The organism is Cellulomonas fimi ATCC 484 (assembly GCF_000212695.1).
Lineage (GTDB): Bacteria > Actinomycetota > Actinomycetes > Actinomycetales > Cellulomonadaceae > Cellulomonas > Cellulomonas fimi.
On the sequence record NC_015514.1, the window covers coordinates 2,288,326 to 2,314,301 of the forward strand.

General features: G+C 75.8%; 22 protein-coding genes. 13 read left to right on the plus strand and 9 right to left on the minus strand.

Features of this window, described 5'->3' with window-relative positions:
* Nucleotides 1-1,550: 1,550 nt before the first annotated feature.
* The gene (locus CELF_RS10450) at nt 1,551-2,069 is read right to left on the minus strand and encodes a flavodoxin/nitric oxide synthase (protein WP_013771221.1); all 519 of its coding nucleotides are present in this window, start codon (nt 2,067-2,069) and stop codon (nt 1,551-1,553) included.
* 60 nt (nt 2,070-2,129) lie between these two features.
* Complete coding sequence (locus CELF_RS10455; RefSeq protein WP_041554136.1) at nt 2,130-3,839, minus strand: DUF885 domain-containing protein; 1,710 nt, start codon at nt 3,837-3,839, stop codon at nt 2,130-2,132.
* A gap of 91 nt (nt 3,840-3,930) precedes the next feature.
* On the opposite strand from CELF_RS10455, the gene CELF_RS10460 reads away from it, so the two are divergent.
* Nucleotides 3,931-4,818: a phenylalanine 4-monooxygenase gene (locus CELF_RS10460; RefSeq protein WP_013771223.1), complete on the plus strand. Its 888-nt coding sequence runs from the start codon at nt 3,931-3,933 to the stop codon at nt 4,816-4,818.
* A gap of 14 nt (nt 4,819-4,832) precedes the next feature.
* Here the strand turns inward: CELF_RS10460 and CELF_RS10465 are convergent, their stop codons facing one another.
* Entirely contained in the window at nt 4,833-6,734 is a 1,902-nt protein-coding gene (locus CELF_RS10465; protein WP_013771224.1) for an FAD-binding monooxygenase, read from the minus strand.
* 199 nt (nt 6,735-6,933) lie between these two features.
* Between CELF_RS10465 and CELF_RS10470 the strand changes: the two genes are divergently transcribed.
* From CELF_RS10470 to CELF_RS10505, 8 genes are all read left to right on the plus strand, one after another.
* Nucleotides 6,934-8,670, plus strand: coding sequence for a thiamine pyrophosphate-binding protein (locus tag CELF_RS10470; protein ID WP_013771225.1), 1,737 nt, complete (start codon nt 6,934-6,936; stop codon nt 8,668-8,670).
* A 72-nt stretch (nt 8,671-8,742) separates the two neighbouring features.
* Nucleotides 8,743-10,242 carry a fumarylacetoacetate hydrolase family protein gene (locus tag CELF_RS10475; RefSeq protein ID WP_013771226.1) on the plus strand — a complete coding sequence of 500 codons (1,500 nt, stop codon included), beginning with the start codon at nt 8,743-8,745 and terminating at the stop codon, nt 10,240-10,242.
* Nucleotides 10,239-10,964 carry a GntR family transcriptional regulator gene (locus CELF_RS10480; protein ID WP_013771227.1) on the plus strand — a complete coding sequence of 242 codons (726 nt, stop codon included), beginning with the start codon at nt 10,239-10,241 and terminating at the stop codon, nt 10,962-10,964. The genes CELF_RS10475 and CELF_RS10480 overlap by 4 nt, the downstream gene beginning before the upstream one ends.
* Nucleotides 10,965-10,966: 2 nt before the next feature.
* On the plus strand, nt 10,967-12,523 hold the full coding sequence (locus CELF_RS10485; RefSeq protein WP_013771228.1) for an aldehyde dehydrogenase: 1,557 nt from the start codon (nt 10,967-10,969) through the stop codon (nt 12,521-12,523).
* 1 nt (nt 12,524) lies between these two features.
* Nucleotides 12,525-13,631: a 3,4-dihydroxyphenylacetate 2,3-dioxygenase gene (gene hpaD, locus CELF_RS10490; RefSeq protein WP_013771229.1), complete on the plus strand. Its 1,107-nt coding sequence runs from the start codon at nt 12,525-12,527 to the stop codon at nt 13,629-13,631.
* A 45-nt stretch (nt 13,632-13,676) separates the two neighbouring features.
* Nucleotides 13,677-14,462 carry a fumarylacetoacetate hydrolase family protein gene (locus CELF_RS10495; protein WP_013771230.1) on the plus strand — a complete coding sequence of 262 codons (786 nt, stop codon included), beginning with the start codon at nt 13,677-13,679 and terminating at the stop codon, nt 14,460-14,462.
* Nucleotides 14,447-15,271, plus strand: coding sequence for an HpcH/HpaI aldolase family protein (locus CELF_RS10500; protein WP_013771231.1), 825 nt, complete (start codon nt 14,447-14,449; stop codon nt 15,269-15,271). The genes CELF_RS10495 and CELF_RS10500 overlap by 16 nt, the downstream gene beginning before the upstream one ends.
* Nucleotides 15,272-15,369: 98 nt before the next feature.
* Nucleotides 15,370-15,801: an META domain-containing protein gene (locus CELF_RS10505; RefSeq protein WP_013771232.1), complete on the plus strand. Its 432-nt coding sequence runs from the start codon at nt 15,370-15,372 to the stop codon at nt 15,799-15,801.
* A 26-nt stretch (nt 15,802-15,827) separates the two neighbouring features.
* On the opposite strand, the gene CELF_RS10510 is transcribed toward CELF_RS10505, so the two are convergent.
* Nucleotides 15,828-16,979, minus strand: coding sequence for a sensor histidine kinase (locus CELF_RS10510; protein WP_013771233.1), 1,152 nt, complete (start codon nt 16,977-16,979; stop codon nt 15,828-15,830).
* Nucleotides 16,979-17,662 (minus strand): response regulator transcription factor, encoded by a 684-nt coding sequence (locus CELF_RS10515; protein ID WP_013771234.1) that lies wholly within the window; start codon nt 17,660-17,662, stop codon nt 16,979-16,981. The genes CELF_RS10510 and CELF_RS10515 overlap by 1 nt, the downstream gene beginning before the upstream one ends.
* Before the next feature lie 178 nt (nt 17,663-17,840).
* Here CELF_RS10515 and CELF_RS10520 point away from each other — a divergent pair, with 178 nt between their 5' ends.
* Nucleotides 17,841-19,325, plus strand: coding sequence for a basic amino acid/polyamine antiporter (locus tag CELF_RS10520; RefSeq protein ID WP_013771235.1), 1,485 nt, complete (start codon nt 17,841-17,843; stop codon nt 19,323-19,325).
* A gap of 89 nt (nt 19,326-19,414) precedes the next feature.
* Nucleotides 19,415-20,704, plus strand: a complete 1,290-nt coding sequence (locus tag CELF_RS10525) for an arginine deiminase (protein ID WP_013771236.1) — start codon at nt 19,415-19,417, stop codon at nt 20,702-20,704.
* Between the two features lie 49 nt (nt 20,705-20,753).
* Here CELF_RS10525 and CELF_RS10530 read toward each other — a convergent pair whose 3' ends face one another.
* Together CELF_RS10530 and CELF_RS20435 are read right to left on the minus strand one after the other, a co-directional pair.
* On the minus strand, nt 20,754-21,722 hold the full coding sequence (locus CELF_RS10530) for an aldo/keto reductase (RefSeq protein WP_013771237.1): 969 nt from the start codon (nt 21,720-21,722) through the stop codon (nt 20,754-20,756).
* 104 nt (nt 21,723-21,826) lie between these two features.
* Nucleotides 21,827-22,825 carry a hypothetical protein gene (locus tag CELF_RS20435; protein WP_013771238.1) on the minus strand — a complete coding sequence of 333 codons (999 nt, stop codon included), beginning with the start codon at nt 22,823-22,825 and terminating at the stop codon, nt 21,827-21,829.
* 184 nt (nt 22,826-23,009) lie between these two features.
* Between CELF_RS20435 and CELF_RS10540 the strand changes: the two genes are divergently transcribed.
* Together CELF_RS10540 and CELF_RS10545 are read left to right on the plus strand one after the other, a co-directional pair.
* Entirely contained in the window at nt 23,010-23,756 is a 747-nt protein-coding gene (locus CELF_RS10540; protein WP_041553441.1) for a histidine phosphatase family protein, read from the plus strand.
* Nucleotides 23,740-24,603, plus strand: a complete 864-nt coding sequence (locus tag CELF_RS10545; RefSeq protein ID WP_013771240.1) for an NAD(P)H-hydrate dehydratase — start codon at nt 23,740-23,742, stop codon at nt 24,601-24,603. The genes CELF_RS10540 and CELF_RS10545 overlap by 17 nt, the downstream gene beginning before the upstream one ends.
* 18 nt (nt 24,604-24,621) lie before the next feature.
* Here the strand turns inward: CELF_RS10545 and CELF_RS10550 are convergent, their stop codons facing one another.
* Nucleotides 24,622-25,308 (minus strand): DUF6766 family protein, encoded by a 687-nt coding sequence (locus tag CELF_RS10550; protein WP_013771241.1) that lies wholly within the window; start codon nt 25,306-25,308, stop codon nt 24,622-24,624.
* An 82-nt stretch (nt 25,309-25,390) separates the two neighbouring features.
* Entirely contained in the window at nt 25,391-25,822 is a 432-nt protein-coding gene (locus tag CELF_RS10555; RefSeq protein WP_013771242.1) for a nuclear transport factor 2-like protein, read from the minus strand.
* Between the last annotated feature and the right edge of the window lie 154 nt (nt 25,823-25,976).

The window sequence follows — 25,976 nt, forward strand, 5'->3', positions numbered from 1 at the left end:
GCCTGACCGTCGAGCGAGGCCAGCTCCTCGTCGCTCAGACCCGGCGGCGGGGGCGGCGGCCCACCGCCCTCGTCGCCCCCACCCGCGCCCCCGCCGACGTCGACGGACGGCGCCGCACCACCGGTCGTCGTTGGTCCGGCCTCGACCGCGGGGGCGGCCTCCGCCACGGGAGCCGGCGCGCCGGACGTCACGGTGCTGGCCGACCCGGCGGGCGCCGTGACAGGCGCCGGCCGCGGGGCGGGGCGCTGGTCCAGCGGGACCGCCGCGCGGTCCGCGCCGGCGGCGGTCGGCGGCACGGCCGTGGATCCGGCACGTGACTCCTGCCCCGACGAGGTGACCGCCTCGGGACGGCCACCGGGCGGCCCTGCTGCCTCGACCGGTTCCGTGCCGGCGCCGGGAGGTGTGGCCGGGCCAGCCGGATCAGCGGTTCCCACGGCGGTGCCGCTCGTGGCGGGAGCACCGGCCTGACCGGCGCTTCCCGCGGCCGCCCCGGTCGTGGCGGGAGCACCGGGCACGTCGGTCACGGTCGCGTCGGTGGTGACCGTGGCGGACGCGGGCACGTCGGTCACGCTCGCGTCGGTGGTCGCCGTGGCTGACGCGGGCACGTCGGTCACGGCCGCGTCGGCGTCGGTGCTGACCGGGCCGGAGGACGCGGGCACGTCGGCGGTGACCGTGGCGGGGGGTGCGGGCACGGCCGGCGCCACGGCCGCGTCCGGCGCGGGAGGACCGGACCCCTGGTCCGCACCCGCGTCCGGCCCGCCCTGACCTCCCGCGGCCGCACCGGCGGCGCCCGCGGGCTGCGCGTCGGCGGTCACCGCGCCCGGGGTCTCGACGAGCGCGGCCTCCGTCTCGCTCAGCGCGCCGGCCGCGGCCGCGGCGGGTTCCGGAAGGACGTCTCGCCGCTCGGGGAGCCGCACGAGCCGGGACACAGCTGCGTTGCCCGCCTGCTGCTGCAGGCGCAGCACGAGCGCGCGCGGCACCCCGCCGCGCGCCTGCGTGGGGACGGCGACCAGCGGGACGGTCGCGTCGTGGTGACCGTCGCGCTCGACCGTGGACGCGCCCCGCCTGCCACGGTCGACGGCGTCGGCGGTCGAGCCGGTCTCGTGGGTGTGCGGCACGGCGCCTCCGGCAGCAGGGATCTTCCCCAGTCTCGGACCGGCCGCCGCACCGTCGGCCGACGCCTGGGCGGCCGACGAGGCAGTGCGGCTGCCTGGAAGGGCAACGCGCGGGGCCGGCGCCCGGACGACGGACGGCCGGGCGTCAGGCGGGGCTCGCCGGCGCGTGCCCGGTGCCCGCGAGGGTGGCGGCGTCGCGGGCCAGCGCAAGGTGGGCCGCGGCGGCCCAGGTGTCCGCGCGGTCGCGCAGGCCGGTGCCGTGCACGGCGTCGACGTTCTCGGCGAAGCCGTGCGCCTAGCGCAGCCGTCGGCAGCCGGGCGGCCAGGTCGTCGGCGAGCGCGTGACGTCCGACGCGACGTCCTCCCGCACCGGCCGCAGCTAGGCCGTCGGTCACGACCGGGGGGAGACGTGGCGCGCGGCGGGCGAGGCGGGGGTCAGGCGAGACGGGCGACGAGGCCCCGGCCCCACTCCCAGGCCTGCTCGAGCTCGGCGGGCGACGGGCCCGTCGACTCGCCCGTCACGAGGAATGTGCGGGCCGGTGCGACGAGCCGGCCCTCGAGCTCCTCGAGACGGCGCGCGATGACCGCGGCGGCCGAGCCGGCGTCCTGCGTGCCCCACGACGTGTCGAACGCGGCGACCGGGCGGCCCCGCACGACCGGGCCCGCGACCGTCAGCCAGTGGTCGAGGCCCGTGAGCGCGGACACCACGGTGCCGTGCGAGCGGGCGGTGGCACGCGTGCGTTCCGAGCTGAGCGTCCGCAGGTGCGTCGGGCCGCCGACCGCGAGCAGCAGCGCGTCCTCGACAGGCCACGCCTCGTGCTCGCCGGCGCCGACCATGCGCCCGACCTCGACGACGTCGACGGGCAGCCCGCACGAGGCGATACCCGCGCCGATCGCCTCCGCCACCGCCTGGGTGCCGCCGAACATGGACTCGAACACCACCATCGCTGTCATGACCCCACCGTCCTCCGGGCACGGGCGCCGCGCCGGAGACGTTCGTCCCTGGTCACGACGTCACAGCGCGGCGAGCTCACGCTCCAGGTCGTCGAGGCCGAGCGAGCCCAGCCCGAGCGCGGCGGTGTGCCAGGCGCGCAGGTCGAACGTCTCGCCGGACGCCTCGCGGCGCTCGCGCGCCCGGCGCCGGCCGGACAGCCAGGCCCGCTCGCCGAGCTTGTAGCTGATGGCCTGGCCCGGCCAGCCGAGGTAGCGCTCGACCTCGCTGTGCACGAACGCGGCGGGCGAGCCGCTGCGCGCGGCGAAGAACTCCTCGCCGAGGTCGGCGGTCCACCGCTCCCCCGGGTGGAACCCGCGGGCCGCGGGGATCGGCAGGCCGAGGTGCATCCCGATGTCGATGACCACGCGCACCGCCCGCATGCGCTGCCCGTCGAGGTACCCGAGCCGCTCGCCCGGGGTGCGCAGGTACCCGAGCTCGTCCATGAGCCGCTCGGCGTACAGCGCCCAGCCCTCGGTCGTGGCGGGGATGGACCCGACGGACGTCTGGTAGACGGACAGGTCGCCCGAGCGGTGCGCCCACTGGCCGAGCTGCAGGTGGTGGCCGGGGACGCCCTCGTGGTACCAGGTGCTCACGAGGTCCCAGGTCGGGAACCGGTCGCGGCCGAGCGTCGGCAGCCACGTGCGGCCCGGGCGCGCGAAGTCGAGCGACGGGCGCGTGTAGTACGGCGCGGCCGCGGCGCCGGGCGGCGCGATCATCGCCTCGACACGGCGGACCGGCTCCGCGACGTCGACGACCGTGCCGTCGAGCTCGGCGATCGCGGTGTCCATCATCCGCTGCAGCCACGCGCGGACCTCCTCGACGCCCTCGACCACCTCCCCGTGCACGTCGAGGTGCGCGAGCGCCTCCTGCGGGGCCGCACCGGGCAGCACGCGGTCCGCCTCGGCGGCCATGTCGGCCTCGATCCGGGCGAGCTCGTCCCAGCCCCAGGCGTAGGCCTCGTGCGGGTCCAGGTCGGCGCCGGTGTGCAGACGGGCCGCGAGCAGGTAGCGCTCGGTGCCCACGGCGTCGGGCTCGTCGGCGACGGCGGGGAGGTACTGCGCGGCGACCCACTCCCGCAGGTCGGCGACGCCGGACGCCGCCGTGCGGGCGGCCTCGTCGAGGCGCGTGCGCAGCGCACCCGGCAGGACCGCCTCGTCGGCACCCGCGACGAAGCCCGCGTGCCAGCCGCGCCCGTCGGCGGCGGCGAGCCACTCGTCGAGCTGGCCGACGACGGCCCGCGCCTGCCGCGGCGCGCTGCGCACACCGCGGCGCAGGCCCTCCGCGAGCGAGGCGCGGAAGCCCTCGGCCGCGGCCGGGACCTGCGCCATGCGGTCGGCCACCACGTCCCAGTCGTGCTCGGTCGCCGTCGGCATGAGCAGGAAGATCGACTGCAGCGCGTGCACCGGCGACGCGATCGGGCGCAACGCCGCGAGGTGCTCGCCCGCGTCGTGCACCGCGAGCTGCGCGGTGAGGCGCTCACGCAGGAGCGTCGCGCAGCGCCGGTCGTCGTCGTCGCGCACCGCGGCGGCGTCGAGGTCGGCCAGCACGCGCCGCGAGGCGTCCGCCTTCTCGTCCGCGGCCTGCGGCGACAGGTCCGGCATGCGGCGGTCGTCGGGCCGGGTGCCGAGCGCGGTGCCGACCGACGGGTCCAGGTCGGCGAGCGTGTCGACCCAGCGGTCGGCGACCTGACGGGCGGTGGGCACGGACGAGGGCGGCAGCGCGGGGACCATGACCGCACGGTAGCCCGCGCCGCCCACGGGGCCGTGCGGCACTCCCGCACGGGGGATGCGTCGGGCGCGCATCGGGCGTAGAACGGGTCGCATGTTCGAAGAGGGTCAGCTCTACGCCCCCGTCACCGCGGACGAGGAGGGCAGGGCCCGGGTGCACCTCGCGGACGACCACCCGGGCGCGAACGACGAGGAGTACCGGCGGCGGCGCGACGAGATCGCCGGTCCCGCGCTCGCGTGGCGGCCCGGCGAGCCCGTGCCCCGCGTCGCGTACACCGACAGCGAGAACGACATCTGGCGCACGGTGTGTCGCGAGCTCGCACCCAAGCACGAGCGGCTGGCGATCCGCGGCTACCTCGAGGGCAAGGAGGCCCTCGGCCTGCCGACGGACCACGTGCCGCAGCTCGACGAGGTGAGCGCGGGCCTCGAGCCGCTCAGCGGGTTCCGGCTGCACCCGGCCGCGGGGCTCGTGCCGCTCGACGTCTTCTACGGCTCGCTCGCCGACGGGGTGTTCCACTCGACGCAGTACCTGCGGCACCCGTCGCAGCCGCTGTACACGCCCGAGCCGGACATCATCCACGAGGTGGTCGGCCACGGGAACCTGCTCGCGAACCCGGCGATCGCGGAGGTCAAGCGGCGCGCGGGCGAGGCGGCGCGGCGGTGCGAGACGGCCGAGGGGCTGCAGTACGTGGCCGACGTCTTCTGGTTCACGATCGAGTTCGGCGTGATGTACGAGGACGGCGAGCTGCGTGCCTACGGCGCCGGGCTGCTCTCGTCGTACGGCGAGATCGAGGAGTTCCGCGGCGCGGACATCCGGCCGGTCGACTTCCACCAGATGGCGACGCTCGCCTACGACATCAGCCACTACCAGCCCGTGCTGTTCGCGTGCGACGGCATGGGCGAGCTCACGGACCGCGTCGCGGGGTTCTTCGCCGAGTTCGACGACGAGACGCCCGCGCGCCTCGCGCACGCGACCGCCTGACGGGCGTCCCCGGGTCAGTGCACCGGCACCTGGACGAGCAGGTGCCGGCGCAGGAACGCGGCGAGCTCGTCGGTCGCGTCGAGCGGCAGCACGGCGGCGACGTACTGGTCGGGGCGCACGACGACCACGCACCCGTCGCGGTCGACGCCGCGCTCGGCGAAGACGTCGTGCTCGGGGTCGACGGCGAACACCTTCTCGTGGTCGACGAGCGCGAACGGGCCTGTGCGGGGCAGGAACACGGCGGGCACCGCCGCGAGGTCCACGTCGGTGTGCCGCTGCTGGTAGACCACCTTGACGTCCAGCACGCTGTCGCGCTGCGCGCCCGCCGGGGTGTGCGCGTGGACGGGCGAGTCGGCCGCACCGGCCATCCAGCGCGCCCAGGCGGCCAGCGCGGACGGCCGCCCCGCGGCGGGGCGGTCGGCGAACGCGTACACGCGCCAGCGGCCGTCGGCGCGGTGCTGGTGCCCGAGGTGCAGCGGGTTGGCGTCGGCGACGCGCACGACCGGCGCCGACTTGAACCGCTTGCCGACCGGGAAGCCGGTCGCGAGCCCCTGGTGCACGGGCTCGGCGACGACCATCGACGGCGGGTACTGCGTCATGAAGCCGAACAGGAACTCGGTCGTGCGGACGTAGAACGCGGCGAGCTCGGCCGGGTCGGCGAGCTCGTCGGGCTTCTTGGCCATGAGCGAGGACCACTGCCGGTCGAAGTCGATGAGGTCCTGCGCGATGACCTGCCGTTCCTGCGAGTACGTCGCGAGCAGGCTGTCCGGGCTGCGTCCCGACAGGACGTAGCCGAGCTTCCAGGCGAGGTTGAAGCCGTCCTGCATCGAGACGTTCATGCCCTGACCGGCCTTGGCGCTGTGCGTGTGGCACGCGTCGCCCGCGATGAACACGCGCGGCGTGCGGGTGCCGACCTCGTCGAGGGGCACGTCGTCGAACCGGTCGGTGACGCGGTGGCCGACCTCGTAGACGCTGTGCCACGCGACGTCCTTCACGTCGAGGGAGTAGGGCCGCAGGATTGCCTGCGCGTGGTCGACGATCTGCTCGATCGTCGTGGCGCGCACGGCGTCACGGGTCTCGGGGCGCACGTCGCCGAGGTCGACGTACATGCGGAACAGGTGCCCGCCCTCGCGCGGGATGAGCAGGATGCTGCCGCCCGCGCCGGACTGGATCGCGCACTTGAGCCGGATGTCGGGGAAGTCGGTCACGGCGAGCACGTCCATGACGCCCCACGCGTGGAACGCGCTGTCGCCGGTCTGGGTGCAGCCGATCGCGCGCCGCACGCCGCTGTGCGCGCCGTCCGCGCCGACCACGTACCGCGCCCGCACGACCTTCTCGCTCCCCGCGTCGGCGCCGCTCGTGCGCACGAGGCGCACCGTGACGGGGTGCCCGCCCTGGTCGGCGACCTCGAGGTCGCGGAACTCGTAGCCGTAGTCGGGACGCATGCGGGTCGGTGCGAACGCCATGAACTCGGCGAAGTAGTCGAGCACGCGCGCCTGGTTGACGATGAGGTGCGGGAACTCGCTGATGCCGGACGGGTCGTCGGGCGGGCGCTCGCCGCGCACGATGCGCGCAGGGTCGTCGGGGTCCGGGTGCCAGAAGCACATCTCGGTGATGCGGTACGCCTCCTCGGCGATGCGCCCCGCGAAGCCGAACGCCTGGAACGTCTCGACGCTGCGCGCCTGGATGCCGTCGGCCTGCCCGATCGCGAGCCGCTCGGGCCGGCGGTCGACGATGCGCGTGACGACGTCGGGGAACTGCGAGAGCTGCGCGGCGGTGATCATGCCCGCGGGCCCCGTGCCGACGACGAGGACGTCGACCTCGTCGGGCAGCTCCTCGGGCCGGTCGAGGCCGACCCCGGCGGCGGGCTGGACCCGCGGGTCGCCCGAGACGTAGCCGTGGTGGTGGAACTGCATCGCGGACTCCTCGGACGTCGTTGTCGAGGCGGTGCTGGAGGTGCGCGCCGCGTGCGGCGACGTGCCCTCGTGCGGATCGTATACGCCTGTGGCTAGGCTGCCGAGTGCGCGGCCCGACGTGGCGCCCGCACCCGGCAGCGCCGCCGGGGCGCGGCGACGGGACGCGGCACCACCGCCCGACGCACCGGGAAGGTCATCGATGCCCACGGTCTCCGCCCACGCCGCGGTCACGCTCGCCGCGCACGTCGACCACGTCTTCGGGCTCATGGGCAACGGCAACGCCTACTTCCTCGACGCGCTCGCCCGCCAGACCAGCGCGACGTTCACGGCCGTCCGCCACGAGGCCGGCGCCGTCGTCGCGGCCGACGCCTACCACCGCGCGTCGGGCCGGCTCGCCGCGGCGACCGCGACCTACGGGGCGGGGTTCACGAACACGCTCACGGCCCTCGCCGAGGCCGTGCAGGCGCACGTCCCGCTCGTCCTGGTGGTGGGCGACGAGCCGACGTCGGGCCCGCGGCCGTGGGACGTGGACCAGATCGCGCTCGCGTCCGCGGTAGGTGCGCGCACGTACACGGTCGGGCGCGCCGACGCGGCCGCCACGACCCTCATCGCGGTCGAGCACGCGCTCACCTACCGGGTCCCGACGGTCCTCGCGATCCCCTACGACGTCGCCGCCGCCGACGCCGGGCCGGTGCCCGACGTGGCCGGCCCCCGGCTGCCGGCGCCGCTGCCCGCCCAGGGTGGGTTCGCCCGCGCCGCGGTGCGGGAGATCGCCGACGCGCTCGCGTCCGCACGCCGGCCGCTGCTGCTCGCGGGCCGCGGTGCGTGGCTGTCCGGCGCGGGCGCGACGCTCGGGGCCGTCGCGGACGCGACGGGGGCGCTCACGGTCACGACGGCGCTCGGGCGCGGGGTGTTCCCGCGTCCGGAGTTCGACCTCGGGGTCGCGGGCGGGTTCGGTGCGCAGGGCGCGATGGAGCTCGTGCGGCAGGCGGACGTCGCACTCGTCGTCGGGGCGTCCCTCAACCAGTTCACGATGCGGTTCGGCGAGCTGTTCGCGCCCGGGACGCGCGTGCTGCAGGTGGACGTCGCCCCGGCGGCGACGCACCCGCACGTCGGCGGCTACGTGCGTGGGGACGCGGCCGGCGTCGCCGCGGACGTCCTGGCCGCGCTCGACGGCGCGCACCCGAGCGGGTGGCGCGAGTCCGTCGACGTCGCCGCCGCGCGCCGGTACGACCCTGGCGAGCCGGTCGCGCCCGACGGGCGGCTCGACCCGCGCTCGGCCGCCGCGCGGCTCGCGGAGCTGCTGCCCGCCGACCGCGTCGTGGTGTCCGACGGTGGCCATTTCCTGGCCTGGGCGAACATGTACTGGCCGGTCGCCGCGCCGGACCGGCTGCTCATGGTCGGGACCGCGTACCAGGCGATCGGGCTCGGCTTCGCCTCGGTGCCGGGGGCGGCGCTCGCGCGGCCCGACGCGACCGTGGTCCTGACGACGGGTGACGGCGGCGGGCTCATGGCGCTCGCCGACCTGGAGTCGGCGGTGCGCGTCGCGGGCGGACGCGGCATGGCCGTCGTGTGGAACGACGCGGCCTACGGCGCCGAGATCCACGTCTACGGGCGCCAGGGGCTCGCCCGCGAGCCCATGCTCATCCCGGGCGTCGACTTCGCGGGCCTCGCGACCGCCGCCGGTGCGCAGGGCGTGACCGTGCGGTCCCTGGCGGACCTCGACGTGCTCGCGCGCTGGTCCGCGCGACCGCCCGCGCAGCGTCCCTTCCTGCTGCTCGACCTGCAGGTCTCCCCCGCGGTCGTCGCGCCGTACCAGGAGGAGATCGTGCGGGCGAACGCGGCGAACGCCGCGCACCTCGGGCACGCGGCGAGCACCGCGAACGCCCTCGACGCGGCACGCGCCGTCCCCGTCCCAGCCGCGCCCGGCCGGTGAACGACCGCCCGCCGGCCACCGACCGACCCCACCGACCACCGACCGGCACGAGCACGAGGAGCAGGAGGACGGATGCCCGACGCACCGGCCCGCGACGGAGCGGACCCGAGGTTCGCGGCGCTGCCCGGCCGCCCCGGGAAGGTCGTCGCCGTGCACGTGGGCTACGCCTCGCGCGCCGACCAGAGGGGCCGGCGACCCGCCCACCCGTCGTACTTCCTCAAGCCGTCGAGCTCGGTGGCGCCGTCGGGCGGCACCGTCGAGCGTCCCGCGGGGACCGAGCTGCTCGCGTTCGAGGGCGAGATCGCGCTCGTCGTCGGGACCACCGCGCACCGGGTCCGCGCGGACCGGGCGTGGGAGCACGTCGCGTGGGTCACCGCCGCGAACGACCTCGGCGTCTACGACCTGCGCGCCGCCGACCGCGGCTCGAACCTGCGGTCCAAGGGGCGCGACGGGTTCACGCCGCTGGGCCCCGCGCTGCTCGACGCACGCACCGTCGACCCCGGCGGTCTGCGCCTGCGGACCTGGGTGAACGGCGAGCTGCGCCAGGACGACACGACCCGCGGCCTGCTCTTCCCGCTCGCCGCGGTCGTCGCCGACCTGTCGCAGCACCTCACGCTCGAACCCGGCGACGTCGTCCTCACGGGCACGCCCGCGGGCGCGTCCGTGCTCGTCCCCGGCGACGTCGTCGAGGTCGAGGTCGACGCCCCGGACGTCCTGGGCTCCCCCACGACGGGACGGCTGGTCACGACCGTCGTGCAGGGCGAGCACCCCTTCGACGCGACGCTCGGCGCGCTGCCCACCGTCGACGACATGCAGCGCGCGGACGCGTGGGGCTCGCGGGCCGCCGCCGGGCTGGCACCCGAGCCGGAACGGTTCCACCTCACGGACGACCTGCGCGACCGGCTCGCCCGCGCGCCCGTCGCGGGACTGTGCGCGCAGCTGCGCAAGCGCGGCCTGGACGCGGTGACGGTCGACGGCGTCGCACCGCTGCACCCCGGCGCGCGGATGGTCGGCACCGCCCGCACGCTGCGTCTCGTGCCCGGGCGCGAGGACCTGTTCGCGCGCCACGGCGGCGGGTACAACGCGCAGAAGCGCGCGTTCGACACCCTCGGCGAGGGCGAGGTGCTCGTGATCGAGGCCCGCGGCGAGACCGGCGCCGGCACGCTCGGCGACGTCCTCGCGCTGCGCGCCCGCGAGCGCGGCGCGGCCGGCGTGGTGACGGACGGGGCCGTGCGGGACCGCGAGGCCGTCGCGGCGGTCGGGCTGCCCGTCTTCGCGACTGCGGCGCACCCCGCGGTCGTGGGCCGCCGGCACGTGCCGTGGGACGTCGACGTCGCCGTCGCGTGCGGCGGGACGACGGTCGAGCCGGGGGACGTCGTCGTGGGCGACGCGGACGGCGTGGTCGTGATCCCGCCCGGCCTGGTGGGGGAGGTGGTCGACGCGGCGCTCGCGCAGGAGGAGGAGGACGCGTGGGTCGCCGAGCAGGTCGCCGCGGGGCACGCGGTCGAGGGGCTGTTCCCGATGGGCCCGGCCTGGCGTGCCCGGTACGAGGCGTGGCGGGCCGGCCGGTGACCCCGCACGAGCACGGCGGCGACCCGGCGGGTGCGGGTGCGGGCGCGTCGAGCAAGTCGCAGGTCGCGTACCTGTGGCTGCGGGATCGGATCGCGTCCGCCGAGCTCGCGCCCGGGTACCGCATCGTCCTCGCGACGGTGGCGCACGACCTCGGCATGAGCGTCGTGCCGGTGCGCGAGGCGGTCCGCCGGCTCGAGGCCGAGGGGCTCGTGACGTTCGAGCGGAACGTGGGCGCGCGGGTCTCGATGATCGACGACTCGCAGTACCGGCAGAGCATGCAGACCCTCGCGCTCCTGGAGGGGGCGGCGACGGCGCTCGCGGCCCCGCACCTCACGGCCGACGACCTACGCCTCGCGCGCGAGCTCAACCAGCGGCTCGTGGAGCAGCTCGACGACTTCGACCCGCGCGTCTTCACGGCGCTCAACCAGCGCTTCCACGCGGTGCTGTTCGGTGCGTGCCCCAACCTGCGCCTGCGCGCGCTCGTCGACGCCGAGTGGGTCCGGCTCGCGCACCTGCGTGACTCGACGTTCAGCTTCGTCCCGGGCCGCGCGCAGGAGTCGGTGCGCGAGCACGACGCGCTCGTCGACCTGATCGAGGCCGGCGCACCGCCGGCGGACGTCGAGCGCGCGGCGCGCGGCCACCGCTCGGCCACGCTCGTCGCCTACCTGAGCCACGAGCACCCCGACGAGTCGCCGGCGGTGACCGGCGCGAGGAGGCCTTGAGCATGGACGACAGCAGCGGCGCGGTGACGGCACGCGGGCCGGTGCCCGCGGACCTGCCGGACCGGATCCGGCACTACGTCGGGGGCGAGCACGTCGACTCGGTGGACGGCGCGACGTTCGACGTCCTCGACCCGGTGTGGCGCACCCCGTACGTGCAGGCGGCGGCGGGGAAGGCGGCGGACGTCGAGCGGGCCGTGGCGTCGGCCCGGCGCGCGTTCGAGGAGGGACCCTGGCCGCGGATGCTGCCGCGCGACCGCTCGCGCGTGCTCCACCGCGTCGCGGACCTCGTGGAGTCCCGCGACGCCCGGCTGGCGGAGCTCGAGAGCTTCGACTCGGGGCTGCCGATCACGCAGGCCCTCGGGCAGGCGCGGCGCGCGGCCGAGAACTTCCGCTTCTTCGCCGACCTCGTGGTCGCGCAGGTCGACGACGCGTACAAGGTGCCGGGGCGGCAGCTCAACTACGTCAACCGCCGGCCGATCGGCGTCGCGGGCCTCATCACGCCGTGGAACACGCCGTTCATGCTCGAGTCCTGGAAGCTCGCGCCCGCGCTCGCGACGGGCAACACCGTCGTGCTCAAGCCGGCCGAGTTCACGCCCCTGTCGGCGTCGCTGTGGGCGGGCATCTTCGAGGAGGCGGGCGTCCCGACGGGGGTGTTCAACCTGGTTCACGGCCTGGGCGAGGAGGCGGGGGACGCGCTCGTGCGGCATCCGGGGGTGCCGCTCGTCTCCTTCACGGGCGAGAGCCGCACGGGGCAGCTGATCTTCGCCAACGCCGCACCGCACCTCAAGGGACTGTCGATGGAGCTCGGCGGCAAGTCGCCCGCGGTGGTCTTCGCGGACGCCGACCTCGACGCGGCCGTCGACGCGACCGTCTTCGGGGTGTTCTCGCTCAACGGGGAGCGGTGCACGGCCGGCAGCCGGATCCTCGTGCAGCGCGAGGTGTACGACGAGTTCGTCGGGCGGTTCGCCGAGCAGGCGCGGCGCGTCGTCGTCGGCCCGCCGCACGACCCGGCGACCGAGGTCGGCGCGCTCGTCCACCCCGAGCACGTCGAGAAGGTGCTCCGCTACATCGAGATCGGCCGCACGGAGGGCCGGCTCGTCGCGGGTGGTGGACCGCCGGACCACCTGCCGGGCGGCAGCTACGTGGCACCGACGGTCTTCGTGGACGTGCCGCCCGACGCGCGCATCTTCCAGGAGGAGATCTTCGGACCGGTCGTCGCGATCACGCCGTTCGACACCGACGCCGACGCGCTCGCCCTCGCCAACGGGGTCCGGTACGGGCTCGCGGCGTACGTGTGGACGAACGACCTGCGCCGCGCGCACACGTTCGCGCAGTCCGTCGAGGCCGGGATGGTCTGGCTGAACAGCAACAACGTGCGCGACCTGCGCACCCCGTTCGGCGGCGTCAAGGCGTCCGGCCTCGGGCACGAGGGCGGGTACCGCTCGATCGACTTCTACACCCACCAGCAGGCCGTGCACGTCGCGCTCGGCGACGCGCACCAGCCCACGTTCGGCCGGGCGACCCCGCACGGCACGCACGACGAGAGGGAGGGACGCTGACGTGGACGCGACCCCGGACCGGATCCCGACACCGGCGTCCCCGCCCCCCGACGTCGTGCGGTGCGTCGCGATGGAGCTGGTCGTGACCGACCTCGCGGCGTCGCGGCACTTCTACGTCGACGTGCTCGGCCTGGTCGTGACCGAGGAGGACGAGACGTGCGTCTACCTGCGCACCTACGAGGAGTTCGTGCACCACAACCTGGTGCTGCGGCAGGGGCCCGTCGCGGCGGCTGCGGCGTTCTCGTTCCGTGTGCGCTCCCCGCAGGACGTCGACCGGGCCGTCGCCTTCTACGAGGAGCTGGGCTGCCGGGTCGCGCGGCGCGCGGACGGGTTCACGCGCGGGGTCCGCGACGCGGTGCGCGTGCAGGACCCGCTCGGGTTCCCGTACGAGTTCTTCCACGAGGTGGAGCACGTCGAGCGGCTCGCGTGGCGGTACGACCTGCACCCGCCGGGCGTGCTCGCGCGACTCGACCACTTCAACCAGGTGACGCCGGACGTCCCCCGCGCGGTGCGGCACCTGGAGGACCTCGGCTTCCGCGTCACCGAGGACATCCAGGACGCGGCCGGGACGACGTACGCCGCCTGGATGCGCCGCAAGCCGACCGTGCACGACACCGCGATGACCGGTGGGGACGGGCCGCGGCTGCACCACGTCGCCTTCGCGACCTACGAGAAGCACAACGTCCTCGCGATCTGCGACCGGCTCGGGGCGCTGCGGATGTCCGACCGCATCGAGCGGGGGCCCGGCCGGCACGGCGTGTCCAACGCGTTCTACCTCTACCTGCGCGACCCCGACGGGCACCGCGTCGAGATCTACACGCAGGACTACTGGACCGGCGACCCCGACAACCCCGTGGTCACGTGGGACGTGCACGACAACCAGCGCCGCGACTGGTGGGGCAACCCCGTGGTCCCGTCCTGGTACACCGAGGCGTCGCTGGTGCTCGACCTCGACGGCGTCCCGCAGCCCGTGGTCGCCCGCACCGACTCGAGCGAGATGGCGGTGACCATCGGCGCGGACGGGTTCTCCTACACCCGGCCCGGCGACGCGCCCGAGGCACTGCCGAGCTGGAAGCAGGGCGAGTACAAGCTGGGGCACCAGCTGTGAGCGGCGTCCGGGGCCCGGTGCGCGTCGCGTCGCTCGGAGGTGCCCGTGCTCGGCGCTGACGTCGTCGCCGCGATCGCCGACGAGCTCGCCGCCGCGGAGCGCGGCCGCACCACCGTGCCGCTGCTCACCGCGCGGCACCCCGGCATGACGGTCGAGGACGCCTACGCCGTGCAGCGCGAGTGGCGGCGCCGCGCCGTCGCGGCGGGTCGGCGCCCGGTGGGCCGCAAGATCGGCCTCACGTCGAAGGTCATGCAGGCGGCGACCGGGATCGACGAGCCCGACTACGGCGCGATCCTCGCCGACATGGTCCACGAGGACGGCGCCGTCCTCGAGCACGGCAGGTTCTCGAACGTGCGCGTCGAGGTCGAGCTGGCCTTCGTGCTCGCCGCGCCCGTCGACGGGCCGCACGCGACCCTGCTCGACGTGCTGCGTGCGACCGACTACGTCGTGCCCGCGCTCGAGGTCCTGTCGTCGCGGGTCGAGCTCGCGGGACGCACGATCGTCGACACCATCAGCGACAACGCCGCGATGGGCGCGATGGTGCTCGGCGGCCGGCCCGTCGCACCCGACGCCGTCGACCTGCGCTGGGTCGCCGCGACGCTGCACCGCAACGAGAGCATCGAGGAGTCCGGCGTCGCCGCCGCGGTCCTCGGGCACCCGGCGCGCGGCGTCGCGTGGCTCGCCAACGCGCTCGCGCGGCACGGCGACCGCCTCGACGCCGGGGAGGTCGTGCTCGCCGGCTCCTTCACCCGACCCGTGTGGGTGCACCCCGGCGACACCGTGCACGCCGACTACCGCGACCTGGGGACGATCACGTGCCGCTTCGTCTGACGCCCACGCTCCGCGACGCGCTCGCCGCCGCCGACCGCCCGCTCGTCGGCATGTGGGTGTGCACCGGCAGCCCGCTCGTCGCCGAGATCTGCGCCGGGGCCGGTCTCGACTGGCTGCTGCTCGACATGGAGCACGCGCCCAACGGGCTGGAGTCGGTGCTCGCGCAGCTCCAGGCGGTCGCGGCCTACCCCGTCACGCCCGTCGTCCGCGTGCCGGACGACGACCCGGTGACGATCAAGCAGGTGCTGGACCTCGGCGCACGCACCCTCCTCGTGCCGATGGTGTCGACCGCGGACGCCGCGCGAGCGGCGGTCGAGGCCGTGCGCTACCCGCCCCGCGGGCGCCGCGGGGTGGGTTCCGCGCTGTCGCGCTCGGCGCGCTGGGACCGCGTCGAGGGCTACCTCACGCACGCCGACGACCACGTGTCGCTCCTCGTGCAGGTCGAGACCGCCGAAGGCGTGGACGCCGCTGCCGACATCGCGTCCGTCGACGGCGTCGACGGCGTCTTCGTCGGCCCGTCCGACCTGGCGGCGTCCCTGGGGCTGCTCGGCCGGCAGACCCACCCCGACGTCGTCGCCGCGGTGCGCCGCACGTTCGACGCCGTGCGGTCCACGGGCACGCCCGTCGGGGTCAACGCGTTCGACGCCGCGCTCGCGCGCACCTACGTCGACGCGGGCGCGCGCTTCGTCCTCGTGGGCGCCGACGTCACGCTCCTGGCGCGCGGGTCCGAGGACCTCGCGCGCCGCCTCGCCGTGGACGGCACGCCCGACGGGAGGTCGCCGTCCGGTGCACCCGCCGGGTCACCGTAGGTAGCACCACTCACGCGGCCGGACGCGGTGCGCTGCGCACCGGGTCCACTGGGTCCGTCGCGTGGGAGAGGCCCGCGCAGGACCGGAAGGACACCCCCATGCGCACGCGTCTCCTGCGCCCCGTCGTCATCGGCTCCGCCGCCGTGCTCGCCGCCGGCGTGGCGACCGCAGCGACCCTCACGTCCCGCCCCGTCGACGGGCCGGACCTCGCAGGGCTCTCGTTCGTCAGCACGCACGTCGACGGGCACGAGCTCGTGGACGGCACGTACGTCGTGCTGGCGTTCCAGGACGACCACCTGGCCGCGACGGCGGGGTGCAACCACCTGCTGGGTCCCGCGACGTGGGACGACGGGACGCTCGTCACGCAGTCGCTGGCGACGTCGATGATGGCCTGCCCGCCCGACCTCGCGGCGCAGGACGACTGGCTCGGCGCGCTCCTCACGGAGCGGCCGACGCTGACCCTCACGGGGACCACGCTCGAGGTGCGCTCGGGCGGGACCACGCTGGTGCTGGAGGGCGCCGACGTCTGAGGGTCCACGAGGCGGCGGGCGGGTCGTCAGGTGCGGGCGTCGGCGGAGGGGCCGACGGGCAGCCGCACCTGCACCCGCCCGCCGCCGTGCGTCCCCGGACCGAGGGTCACCGCTCCCCCACGCCCGCGCGCACGCTCGTCCAGTCGGGCCAGCCCGCTGAGCTGCACGCCGGCCGCCGGGCCGGACCCGTCGTCGTCCACGGTGACGACCAGTGCCGGGCCCTCACCGGGGCCGGTGGGCAGGTCCACGTCCAGCGCGACCGCGACGGACCCCGCGCCGCCGTGCCGGACGGCGTTCGTCACGGCCTCCTCGACGACGTCGAGCACCAGCAGCCGGTCCACGACGGACAGGTGCGGACGGTCCGGGTCGTCCAGGTGCGCGGCGACGAGGTCCGTGAACGTCACGCTCGTCGCGACGCTCGCGGGCAGCCGGCCGAGCGCGACGTACAGCGCCTCGCGCAGACCGATGTCCACGCCCGCGGGCAGGAGCGACCGGCTGATCTCGCGCACGTCCTGCTCACGCACCTCGTCGAGCTCCCCCGCGACCGCGCGCACCCGGTCCGCGGTCGCCGCCGGCTGCACGGTGTCCGCGAGCGCCTCGAGCTCGACCGACGCCAGGACGAGGCGCTGCTGCACGGTGCCGTGCAGCCGACGCGACACGTCGCGACGCACCTCGAGCTCGGCGACCTCCGCCTGGTGCCGGGCCTCGGCGGCCCGGCGCTCCTCCTCGATGCGTCGAGCCTCCTCGCGGCGGGCGCGCGCCGTGACGTCGTGGTCGTAGACGGGGACGAGCAGCGCGGCGAGGACGACGAGCACGCCGAACCCGGCCTCCGCCGCGACGAACCAGACGTCGCCAGGCGTGCGGCGCAGCTCCAGGAGCACGACCAGGCGGGCGGTCCCCGCGACGACGGAGGCGACCGCTGCCGCCGTGAGCCGGAAGGGCCAGCCGCGTTCGGTGATCCGCAGCGCCCCCAGGCACACCCCCACGGCGACGAGACCCGGACCGACGGACGCGACGACGACGCCGAGCGCACGCCAGGCATCGGGCGGCGTGGGCTGCAGGCCGGCCGCGTTCTCCCCGAGCCAGGCGACCCACTGCGCGAGGGACGCGAGCCCGACGAGGACGACGTTCGCCGTGCCGAGGACGAGCGCGCGACGGACCGGCTCGTCGGGGTCCATCAGTACCGGCTCGTCTGCTGGACGTAGGCGAGCACGGCCGCGACGCGGGGGTTCATGGTGTCGGCGGGCACGTCGAGCGCCCGGTAGATCGCGTACAGGTGGTTCTCCACGGAGCGCGGCGAGATCCCGAGGCTCTCCGCGATGTAGGCGTTGGAGAACCCCTCGGCCGCGAGACGCAGCACCTTGACCTGCCCCGCCGTGAGTCCCGCGAGCGGCGTCCCGGCGCGCGTCTGCGCGCGTTCGACGAGCTCGGGGTCGATGACCACGTCACCGCGGGCGGCGCCACGCACGGCGCGCACGAGGGTCGCGGCGTCGAGCGAGGACTTCTTCGACAGGTAGCTCCAGGGGCGCGCGTTCCCCGCGCGGGCCGCCAGCACCAGGTCGAGGACGTCCTGCGCCGACAGCAGCAGGATCGCGACGTGCGGGTCGGCGCGCTGCACCGCGGTGGCGAGCGCGATGCCGTTGCCGGTGCCCAGGTCCACGTCCATGACGACGACGTCGACCGTGCCGGGCGTCAGGCGATCACGTCCCTCGGCGTAGTCCGCGGCCTCGGCGACGAGCCGCATGTCCTGCTGGGCGTCGAGGATCCGGCCGACGAACGTCCGCATGAGGGTCTCGTCCTCGACCACGGCGACGCGCAGGGCGAGCTGCCCGGCGCTGCGGGGACCAGTCGTCGTGGCCACCCCCCGACCTTCCCGCCCGGCCGGGACGCCGTCAATCGCTGCCGCCGTCGGCGCGTCCGCGGTGCGCGTGAGTGGCAGCACTCACGCCGCCGCCCGGCCGGTGGTGCGCGCGGCGCAGCATCGACGTCGTACCCAGCCGCACGCCGCGTCCGACGCGGCACCCACCGGAAGGCCGATCGTGAGCACCTCGACCGTCACGGCGCCGAGCGCCACCTCCCCCGCGACGGGCGCCGTCGCGCCGCCGGACGCCCCGGCACGGCCCGGGGCGGCCGCCCGCGTCGCCACCATCGGGCTGCCGGCGCTGACGGCGATGGTCGTCGGCTCGATGGTCGGCGCGGGCGTGTTCTCCCTGCCCCGGCAGTTCGCCGCGCACACGGGCGTGTGGGGCGCACTGGTCGCGTGGGGTGTCGCGGGCCTCGGGATGCTCATGCTCGCGCTGGTCTTCCAGCACCTCGCGGTGCGCGAGCCGCGGCTCGACGCGGGGGTCTACAGCTACGCGCGCGCCGGGTTCGGGCCGTACCCCGGGTTCCTGTCGGCGTTCGGGTACTGGGCCAGCGCGTGCGTCGGGAACGTCACCTACTGGATCCTCATCATGTCGACGCTGGGCGCGCTGCTGCCGGCCCTGGGCGACGGCAGCACGCTGCCTGCGCTGGTCGCGTCGAGCGTCGGCGTGTGGGCGTTCTTCCTGCTCGTGCGCCGCGGCGTGCGAGAGGCGACGTCGGTGAACCGGGTCGTGACGATCGCGAAGGTCGTGCCGATCCTCGTGTTCGTCGTGCTGTGCGCCACGGTGCTCGACCTCGACGTGCTGGCCGGCAACCTCGGCGGCGGCCTGGACGCGGGCCCGCTCACCACCCAGGTGCGCGGCACGATGCTCGCGACGGTGTTCGTGTTCCTCGGGGTCGAGGGTGCGAGCGTGTACTCCCGCCACGCCCGCCGCCGCGAGGACGTGGGCCGCGCGACCGTCCTGGGCTTCCTGGGCGTGCTCGCGGTGTTCGCGTCGGTCACGCTCGTCGCGTACGGCATCCTGCCGCGCGAGGAGATCGCCTCGCTCGCCCAGCCGTCCATGGCGGGCGTGCTGGAGGCGGCCGTCGGGCCGTGGGGCCGGGTGCTGGTCAGCGTCGGTCTGATCGTGTCGGTGCTCGGCGCCTACCTCGCGTGGTCGCTCATGGCCGCGGAGGTCCTGCACGTCGCCGCGAAGGCCGGAGACATGCCGCGCTTCCTCGCCCGCACGGGCCGCCGCGGCGTGCCGACCCCGGCGCTGCTGCTGTCCGCGGTGCTCGTCCAGGTCATGCTCGTCGTCACGACGCTCTCGTACGACTCGTTCTCGTTCGCGCTCGAGCTGACCGCAGCGCTCTCGCTCGTCCCCCTGCTTCTGGCCGCCGCGTTCGCCGTGCGCGTCGGGCTGCGGACGGGCGCGCGAGGGGAGCTCGTCGTCGCGGTGCTGGCCACCGCCTACACGACGCTGCTCGTCGTCGCGGCCGGCTGGCGGTTCGCCCTGCTGTCCTTCCTCGTCTACGCCCCCGCGACCCTGCTGTACGTCCGTGCCCGCCGTGAGCAGGGCCTGCGCGCCTTCCGCCGGGTCGACCTCGCCGTGCTCGCCGTGTGCGTCGCGGGCGCCATCGCCGCCGTCGTCGCGCTCGCCACGGGCGCCCTCACGCTCTGACCGTCCATCCGCTGACCGTCCGTCCGTTGACCGTCCATCCGCTGACCGTCCACCGCACCACCGACCTGTCCCCCCGAGAGGAGACCCCCGTGTCCGTCACCACCACCCCCCGTCCCGCGGCCGTCGAGCCGAGCACCGTGAGCACCCCGATCCCGTTCGGCGTCCACTCCGAGGTCGGGCGCCTGCGCACCGTCCTGACGTGCGAGCCGGGCCTCGCGCACCGCCGCCTCACCCCCGCCACGGCCGACGACCTGCTGTTCGACGACGTGCTCTGGGTGGAGCGCGCGCAGGAGGACCACCGCCACTTCGTCGACACCATGACGGCGCGCGGCGTCGACGTGCTCGAGCTGCACGACGTCCTCACCGCGACGCTGCGGGTGCCGGGCGCGCGGGACTGGGTCCTGGACCGTGTCCTGACGCCGGACACCGTCGGCCTCGGCCTGGTGGACCCGGCCCGGGCCTACCTCGAGACGCTCGACGCCCGTGCGCTGGCCACCCGCCTCTTCGGCGGCCTGTCGGCGGCGGACCTCGCCGAGGTCAGCGACGCCGACCACCTCGCGCTCGTGCGCACCGCGCACCACGGCCGCGAGTACCTGCTGCGCCCGCTGCCGAACATGCTCTACACGCGCGACACGACGTCCTGGCTGTACGGGGGCGTCACCCTCAACCCGCTGTACTGGCCCGCGCGGCACGACGAGACGCTGCTCATGAAGGCCGTCTACCTGTTCCACCCGGCGTTCACGGGTGCGCACGTGTGGTGGGGCGACCCGGAGACCGACCAGGGCCGGGCGACGCTCGAGGGCGGCGACGTCATGCCCGTGGGCGGCGGCGTCGTGCTCGTCGGGATGAGCGAGCGCACGTCGCACCACGCGATCACGCAGCTCGCGGACGCGCTCTTCGCGGCCGGCGCCGCCGAGCAGGTCGTCGTCGCGGGCATGCCGCAGATGCGCTCCGCGATGCACCTCGACACCGTCATGACGTTCGTCGACCACGACGTCGTGACCGCCTACCCGGCCGTCGTCGACGACGTGCACGCCTTCACGCTGCGCCCCGGCACGGCGGCCCGGCCCGTGCACGTCACGGACGAGGGCAGCACGCCGTTCCTCGACGTCGTCGCCGCCGCGATGGGCCTGCGCGGGATCCACGTCATCGAGACGGGCGGCGACGACTACGAGGCCGAGCGGCAGCAGTGGGACAGCGGCAACAACGCGGTCGCGCTCGAGCCGGGCGTCGTCGTGACCTACGACCGGAACACCACGACCAACCGGCTGCTGCGGGCGGCCGGCATCGAGACGGTCGAGATCGCGGGCGGCGAGCTCGGGCGCGGGCGCGGCGGCGCGCACTGCCTGACGGCGCCGCTGGTGCGCGACGCGGTCTGACCGACGCCACGGACGGCACGCCCCCGGGTCGGGGGCGTGCCGTCCGGCGTCAGGCCGCCGGCTGGTAGAAGTTGCGCTCCCAACGGTGCCGCCGGACGACCTCGTGCTGCTCCGGCGTCAGACGGCGGCCGTCGCTCGTGGCCGCGTTGCGCTCGACGTTGCGCACCGTGCGCATCCCCGCGATCACCGTGGACACCGCGGGCTGGTCGAGCACGTAGCGCAGCGCGAGGTCCGGCAGCGCGTCGGTGTCGATGCCGAGGTCCCGCACGAGCGCGGCGACGTGCTCCTCGACCTGTGCAGGCCGGTCGCCGCCGAAGTACGTGTTCCGGAAGTCCCCCTCGGGGAACGTCGAGGCGGCGGTGATCCGCCCGGTCAGGCCGCCCTCGTCGAGCGCGACGCGCACGATCACGCCGACGCCGTGCTCGGCGCACGCGGGCAGAAGCTGCTCCTGCGGCTCCTGGTGCCAGACGTTGGCGATGACCTGCACGGTGTCGACCGTGCCGCTGCGCACGAGCGCGAGGACGTTCTGGGGCTGGTAGTCGTTGACCGACACCCCGAAGAACCGGATCTTGCCCTCGCGCCGCAGGTCGTCGACCGTCTCGAGCCAGTCGCCCTTGCCGACCCACTCGTCGCTCCACACGTGGAGCTGCAGCACGTCGAACGCCTCGAGGCCCGACGCCGCCAGGCTCGTCTCGAGGCTCTGGCGGATGTGCGAGCCCGGGAACGTCTCGTCGGGGTGCAGGCCGGCGGGCGCGGGCCACACGCCGTTCTTCGGCGGCACCTTGGTGGCGACGTGCACGTCGGGGTGGTCGCGCAGGACCCGGCCCACGATCCGCTCGCTCTCGCCGTACCCGCGTGCGGTGTCGACCAGGTTCACGCCCAGCTCGATCGCCCGGTGCAGCGCCGCGACGGACTCGTCCTCGCGCGCGCCGACCCACTGCGACGCCCCGATGCCCCAGGCGCCGTAGCCGATCTCGGACACGGTCAGCCCGGTGCGGCCGAGCGGTCGGTACTCCATGCCAGCTCCTCGTCACGGTCGGCCGCGTCGCGCGGCGGGCCGTCGTCGCGACCCGCCGCCCAGCCTCTCCCCGCGCCGTCGACGGCGCGACCGCGGGCGGCCCCTCAGGCGCCGTCGTGCGGACCCGCCGCACCGGCCGGCCCGGCGCCCGCCGCGACCGCGAGCACCCCGTGCGCGGCGGTCCCGGCGGGCACCAGCACGCGGACCGTCGTCGCCCCGCACGAGAGGACCGCGACGACGACGTGCGCGTAGTCCGGGTGCCACGCGAGCTCGACGCGGTCGACCGCGCCCAGCGGGACGACGAGCCGCGACGCGGAGTGCACGGGCGCCCGGCCGCGCAGCAGCCACGCGTGCCGTCCGACGACCTCGAACGCGGTGTCGTCGCCCGCGAGCACGCAGCCGTGCAGCACGGCGGGCGACAGCGCGTGCGCGACGCGCGCGACGACACCCTGCGACCCGGTCGCGCTGGGCGTGACGAGGCGACGGGGGTGCCCCGCCCACGGGACCAGGGACGGCCGGCGGCGCACGGCCTCGCGGACGTCCGCGCGCAGCGACAAGTCGGCCGGTCCGAGCCGGAGGGCGTCCGGGTCCGCGTGCGCGGTGCCCGCCCGCAGCAGCGCAAGGCCCGCGGGGGTCGCCGGGACGGCGGCGGCTCCCGCGCGCAGCTCCTCGACGAGGCCGTGCACCGCGTCCGCCGCCGAGCCGTTGTAGCGCACGGTCACGTGCGCGCCGTCGCGGGTGTGGACCGTGAGCCGCGCGTCGAGCAGGTTCACGACGTCCCGGACCGCGACGACGTCGGCCAGCCGGACGTGCCGCACGTCGTAGCCGCCCGGCGCCTTGGCGCGCGGGCTGGTCCGCCGGGACAGCACCGTCAGCGTGTCGTCCGCGACGACGAGCAGGTGGTCGTACAGGTCCATGTCGGGGGTCGCGTCCCGGCGCGCGACGTTGCGCGGCACCTTGAGCACGAGCCGTGCGGCGTCGAGGTCGAGCGGGTGGTCGCGGTACAGGCGCGGCACGTCGCGCGGCTCGCGCACCTCGTCGATCCACGGCCCGAACCGGTCGTACTCGCTGGTCCCTGCGGTGCTGGTCTCCGTCGACGCCACGTGCCGGTCCCCGTCCTGTCGCCCGGCCGCCACGCGGCCCCGCGGGCGCGGCCCCGACGCCACGCCGATGCGTCGCACCCTACGGCAGCGACGCGCGACGCCGGCCCGGGTGCCGTCCCGGATGCACGCACCGGGCGCACGCACGACAGTGGAGCACCACGGGACGACGAGCGGGAGCGGGCGTGTGAGCAGGAACGCAGTGGCCGAGCTGGTGCTGGTACGGCACGGCGAGAGTGTCGGCAACGTCGCCGCGACGCGGGCGGAGCGGGCGGGCGCCGAGGTCATCGACCTCGCGACGCGGGACGCCGACACCCCCTTGTCCCGTCGCGGCGAGGAGCAGGCCGAGGCGCTCGGGACGTGGCTGCGCGAGCAGCCCGACGGGTCGGCGCCGCAGTCGGTGTGGTGCTCGCCGTACGTCCGCGCGGTGCAGACCGCGACGATCGCGCTGCGGGCCGGCGGCCGGGACCTCGCGCCGCACCTCGACGAACGCCTGCGCGACCGCGAGCTCGGGATCCTCGACCTGCTCACCACGCGCGGCGTCGAGGCCCGGTACCCCGCCGAGGCCGCACGCCGCCGCCACCTGGGCAAGTTCTACTACCGGCCGCCGGGCGGGGAGTCGTGGGCGGACCTCGTGCTGCGGGTGCGGGCGTTCCTCGGCGACCTGGACCGCGCCGAGGACGGGCGCCGGGTGCTGCTCGTCGCGCACGACGCGGTCATCATGGTCGTGCGGTACGTGTGCGAGGGGCTCACCGAGCACGAGGTGCTCGACCTGGGCCGGCGCACCCCCGTGCGCAACGCCGCCGTCACCCGGCTCGTGCGCACCGGCGCGGCGGCCTGGACCGTCGCGGCCTTCAACGACGACGGCCACCTGGCCCGCGAGGGCGCCCCCGTGACGACGCACCCCGGAGACCGCGATGCCCTCCCGCACTGAGCCGATCACGCCGGCGCTCCTGCGGGGGTGGCCGCTGCCGACGCCCGCGTCGTCGAAGTACAGCCGCGGCCAGGTGGTCGTCGTCGGGGGCGCGCGTCGCACGCCCGGCGCGGCGCTGCTGGCCGGCGTCGCGGCCCTGCGGGTCGGGGCCGGCCGCCTGACGCTCGGCGTCGCCCGGTCGGTCGCCGTCCCGCTCGCCGTGCGCGTGCCCGAGGCGGGTGTCGTCGAGCTGCCCGAGACGGAGGACGGCTGCCCCGACGGCACCGGGCTGGACCGGCTCGAGGCCGACCTGCGCGGCGCCGACGCGGTGCTCGTCGGCCCGGGCCTCGACGACGCGGACCGCACGGTCGACCTGCTGCGCGCCGTCGCCCCGGTGCTCCCCCGCCGCACCCCGGTCGTGCTCGACGCGTTCGCGCTCGGCGTCCTGCCGCGCGTCGACGACGTCGCGCAGCGGCTCGCCGGGCGGCTCGTCCTGACGCCCAACCTCACCGAGGCCGCGCTGCTGCTCGGCGTCGACGAGGCCGACGAGGGCGCCGGCGCACGCATCGCGCGGCAGTACGGCGCCGTCGTGACCTGCCAGGGCCGCGTGTCCGCTCCCGACGGGTCGCAGTGGGCGGTGTCGACCGGCATGTCGGGACTCGCGACGTCCGGCAGCGGCGACGTGCTCGCGGGGGCGACGCTCGGCGTGGTCGCGCGCGGCGCGGACCTCGCGCAGGCCGTCTGCTGGGCGACGCACCTGCACGCGGCCGCGGGCGACCGGCTGGCCACGCGCGTGGGCCGGCTCGGCTACCTGGCACGCGAGCTGCCCGACGAGCTGCCCGCGCTCCTCGCCGAGCTCGCGCCCTGAGCGCGGCCGCCGCCGCGATCAGCCCTCGACGCCCGTCGCCATGTGCGAGGCGCCGACCGGCTTCGACTCGGGTGACCCGCGCTCGCGCAGGTAGATCGACAGCACGACCATGCTGAGGACGGCGAGGAACTCCGACTGCCAGTTCTGGAGCGTGCGGTTCCAGAACTCGGGGAGCAGCAGGTACTCCCCGTACGTCACGGGGTCGGCGTGCTCGCGCAGCTGGTCCTCGGAGTACGCGACCGCACCGGCGAGCGACTGGGCGAACCAGCTCAGCACGAACAGCAGGCCCATGACGAGGCCGAGCGAGTGCGAGTACAGCGACAGGCGCCAGCCGCGCACGCGTGCCCAGGCCGGGGACTCCTGCGTCGCGTGCTCGGCGACCTTCTGGTCCTCGTCGCTCTCCCGTCCGGGCTGGTCGAGGCTCTTCGACTCGGGCGACCCCTTCTGCAGGAGCCACACGGTCGCCACGATGTAGAGCAGGAACTGGAGGAACTCCGACTGCCAGTTCTCGGCGACGTCGACGGCGAACGCGGACGACACGACGTACCGCGCGAGCGTCACGGGCTCGAGCCCCGCCTCGAGCTGCTCGCGGTTGAGCACCGCGACCCCGCTGACCGCCTGCCCCACGAGGGACGCCAGGAAGATCGCCGCGAAGAACAGGCTGAGCGAGTTCTCCCGGACGACCCGGCCCGCGCGCCCGCTCACAGCCGCGCCGCCGCGACGGCCACGACGGCGAGCAGGCCCAGCAGGGCACCGCCCAGCGTCACGACGAAGAGCACACGCTGCGTCACGCCGCCTCCAGGTCGCAGTCGTAGGGTCGCGGCGGGCGGGGGTCGCACGACGCCGCGCTGACCAGCCAGGAGGTGCCCGACGCGGTGAGGAACACGGTGTCCAGGGCGGTGCGGACCTGCGCCTCGCCGCCCGCACGCGTCACCTGCGCGTCGGTGGCGGGCGCCCGGGAGCGCAGCAAGTCCGCGAGGTCGCCGTCGACGAGGGCCTCGGCGCACGCGACGCCCTCGTCCTCCTCGACGGTCTCCACGACCCCCGGGGTGAGCAGCGCGCACGCGCGCGCGCCGTCACCGGCGTCCACCGCGTCGTAGAAGTCGCGCACCACGTCCCGCGCGTCGGCCGTCCGGGCGGTGCCCGCGCACGCCGCACATGGCGTGACCAGCAGCGTCGCGAGCAGCAGGGCCGCGCCCCGTGCCGTCGTCGTCCTCATGGCTGACGATGCTGGCACCGCTGCACCCGCGCCGCTCGTCGGCGCACGGCGCGCCCACCGCCCCGCGACCTGCAGCGACGGCGCCGGCCCGCGCGACGGCCGCGCCCCGCAGGGCGACGATGGGCGGGCGGGCCGGCAGCGCCCGCACGGTTCG

Coding starts and splice junctions, on each gene's coding strand:
- CELF_RS10470 (WP_013771225.1), top strand. CDS start 6,934: ATGCCCACGGTCTCCGCCCACGCCGCGGTCACGCTCGCCGCGCACGTC.
- CELF_RS10460 (WP_013771223.1), top strand. CDS start 3,931: ATGTTCGAAGAGGGTCAGCTCTACGCCCCCGTCACCGCGGACGAGGAG.
- CELF_RS10510 (WP_013771233.1), bottom strand. CDS start 16,979: ATGGACCCCGACGAGCCGGTCCGTCGCGCGCTCGTCCTCGGCACGGCG.
- CELF_RS10545 (WP_013771240.1), top strand. CDS start 23,740: ATGCCCTCCCGCACTGAGCCGATCACGCCGGCGCTCCTGCGGGGGTGG.
- CELF_RS10555 (WP_013771242.1), bottom strand. CDS start 25,822: ATGAGGACGACGACGGCACGGGGCGCGGCCCTGCTGCTCGCGACGCTG.
- CELF_RS10455 (WP_041554136.1), bottom strand. CDS start 3,839: ATGGTCCCCGCGCTGCCGCCCTCGTCCGTGCCCACCGCCCGTCAGGTC.
- CELF_RS10485 (WP_013771228.1), top strand. CDS start 10,967: ATGGACGACAGCAGCGGCGCGGTGACGGCACGCGGGCCGGTGCCCGCG.
- CELF_RS10475 (WP_013771226.1), top strand. CDS start 8,743: ATGCCCGACGCACCGGCCCGCGACGGAGCGGACCCGAGGTTCGCGGCG.
- CELF_RS10450 (WP_013771221.1), bottom strand. CDS start 2,069: ATGACAGCGATGGTGGTGTTCGAGTCCATGTTCGGCGGCACCCAGGCG.
- CELF_RS10465 (WP_013771224.1), bottom strand. CDS start 6,734: ATGCAGTTCCACCACCACGGCTACGTCTCGGGCGACCCGCGGGTCCAG.
- CELF_RS10505 (WP_013771232.1), top strand. CDS start 15,370: ATGCGCACGCGTCTCCTGCGCCCCGTCGTCATCGGCTCCGCCGCCGTG.
- CELF_RS10530 (WP_013771237.1), bottom strand. CDS start 21,722: ATGGAGTACCGACCGCTCGGCCGCACCGGGCTGACCGTGTCCGAGATC.